The sequence below is a fragment of the Bacteroidota bacterium genome, assembly GCA_039714315.1.
Taxonomy (GTDB): domain Bacteria; phylum Bacteroidota; class Bacteroidia; order Flavobacteriales; family JADGDT01; genus JADGDT01.
The window spans coordinates 1-1,974 of record JBDLJM010000263.1; the positions used below are offsets into that span (position 1 = coordinate 1).

Genomic DNA, 1,974 nt, shown 5'->3' on the forward strand with positions numbered 1-1,974 from the left:
TTAATACTTTTAAGTATCTTAATAAAGTATAAGTTTTGTTGCAGTTGTTCCTTTACCTGTTGTTATCTTCACAAAATATACACCCTTTGGACTAACACTTAAATCAATTGCATGCTCTGATTTAATTTGTGATGATGAATAAATTGTTTTCCCGCTTATTTCGATTACCTCAATCTTTTTAATATTTTCTCCCTCTATTGTAAACCGACCTGTTGATGGATTGGGATATATTGTATTTGATGATTCCGGAGATAATGTTTCCTCTATTAATCCGTCATTATTTACAACCAATTTTTTTATGTCGGTATTAATAAGTGTTTTATCTGCTGAGTATCCTGTTACTTTTACCCAACATTCATCTCCCTTAGATAAAGGAGCCGTACCCCAATTATAGGATGTTTCAGAAAGCTGAGAAATAATTGGCGAAAAACTCTGTTGATTATCAACACTATACTCTAAATCATATTTCAATGGATTACCTTCATCAGGTTTGTTATTTAGCCATGTTAACGGTTTATTCATGTCCCATAACTCATTATTTATGATAGTAATATCAGGAGTCTCATACGAGTGTAATAATTCGGCAAAACCTACTCCGGTAACATTTATCCCGTTAACTGTTCCTACTACTGTTGTTGCACCCTCATAAAACCTGAATGGTAACTGTATCTCATTATTAGAATTCAAAGTAGAGATAACAATATCTATATTTTTTAATGCTGATGTAAGTCTCCACTTTTGCGAATAACACATTTGTTTATCCGGCATAAAAGAATACTCAAGGCGCTCTATCTCTATATCTGAAGTCGTATGCTGAGTTTCTTCATCAACATATAAAGATAAAATTCTATAAGTGCTAATGTCAGGTATTTCGTTGTTACTTGTAAAAATATTATATGCCAGAATATCCATACCATTTGAAAGTTGGATACTGAACCACTCATAGTCTTCGCCAATTGACGGGTTGAAAGTTCCATATTGCCTGTCGATCCACGATGTTCCGGTAACAGTTTCACTAATCCCGTTGAACGAAATTGTTCCGCTTACTTCATTTTTTGTTTGTGCATAATAGTATGAATAAGCATCATTACCCTGATTTAAAAAACCTTTATCAGCAATTATGAGAGGTGGTTTCAATGCATTGTATTCTAAGTTAAGTGAACCATGATCTGAACTGGCAGATATTACATATTCAAAAGGAAGCGAATTCCCATTAGAGTCTGTCTTATTATGCCAGCTTTCTATCCCTCCCTGTATAATATTTGCTTCAATATTTAAGCTGTCAGCAGATAATACATTATAATTTACAGCGGCTGTTTCATCAAAAAACACCCCTGTATCATCATTACTTAAAGTAAGTATTCTAAAACCATCTAAACCTAATCTTGGATAGTAAAAATAGGTAAGCATATAACTATAATGATTTCCGGTTGAATTACCGGTAAGATGCCCAGAGGTGTACCACCATTCTACAGGCTCTGATGAATGTCGTCCTTCGTCAACAGGAAAACTGATTAAACTACCGGAAGGAAAAGAAGGGTATGTTTTCCATGCTTGCGAAAAAACAATACAACTATTTATCAATAACAACCCAAGAATTAGTGCCTTTTTCATTTTATTCAATTGTTAGTTTTATGTATCCATGTTTATGCAAAAAACATTTTGCAAACAACTCTATTACTACAAGTTACGACATCATAAAACAAATATCAAATCTACTTCAATTGTATTTTCAATCGAATCCAACACTTTAATCCGGGAAGTATTACTATTTCCCCATCAGGGATCACTATGGATCAATTCCTTTAACTGGGGAGAAAAATGTATAGTCATAAATATTAGCAAATAAAATAGTCCCTAATATTGATATCTTAAAAGCTTAGCGTAAACAAACTAAGAAAAGCTTATACATTGCTTTGCTATTAAATTTAACTTCATGTCCTCAAGCCGGACGGGCTTTTCATTTTTTTCCAT

1 protein-coding gene is annotated in these 1,974 nt (G+C 33.1%); it reads right to left on the reverse strand.

Going from position 1 to position 1,974, the window contains the following annotated elements:
* Positions 1-18: 18 nt before the first annotated feature.
* Positions 19-1,614 (reverse strand): lipocalin-like domain-containing protein, encoded by a 1,596-nt coding sequence (locus ABFR62_14180; GenBank protein ID MEN8139565.1) that lies wholly within the window; start codon positions 1,612-1,614, stop codon positions 19-21.
* Positions 1,615-1,974: the final 360 nt, after the last annotated feature.